Origin of the sequence: Pseudomonas sp. O39, assembly GCF_045447295.1 — a bacterium.
GTDB lineage: Bacteria > Pseudomonadota > Gammaproteobacteria > Pseudomonadales > Pseudomonadaceae > Aquipseudomonas > Aquipseudomonas antarctica_A.
The window spans coordinates 1-428 of record NZ_JBJGXV010000078.1 but is presented as its reverse complement, the minus strand read 5'-3'; the positions used below and the strand labels follow the sequence as shown (position 1 = coordinate 428).

General features: G+C 51.6%; 1 protein-coding gene. It reads left to right on the top strand.

The features are described 5' to 3' along the window. A partial coding sequence (locus tag ACI77D_RS29370) for a hypothetical protein (protein ID WP_407018108.1) occupies positions 1–296 on the top strand: 296 nt, incomplete at its 5' end. Between the last annotated feature and the right edge of the window lie 132 nt (positions 297–428).

Below are 428 nucleotides of genomic sequence, written 5' to 3'. Positions count from 1 at the left end.
GCAGCATCAGAAAGGGCAGAGACATCTTTATTCCGCTTATTCAGGATATTGATGAAATGGCCAAACAGATGGCCGAGCGCCAAGCTCCGGGCGCGGAGAAGGTTAAAGATGCACGACAGAAAACCAAGAAAGCGAAAGCCGAGGCCGGCGACTACGAGAGGCGCTATAAAGAATCATTGGCGCGAGAGCTCATGTTGATCAAAGCGCTGGATGACGCACAGCGCTCCCTTCGTCGTCACGAAGAGCCCTTCAGCCAACACGAAAACGTCGTACCTTTCCCGAACCCTCGGAAATGAGGCCGTAGCATGAAAATGAACAAGCGAGCACCGCGTCTATCCGATAGCGGCAAAGCTATTATGGAAGGGACTGACACCCTCTTTTAGACTATGGAAAGTCGAGATCCAACACTTCGCAGCGCATAGGTAAAT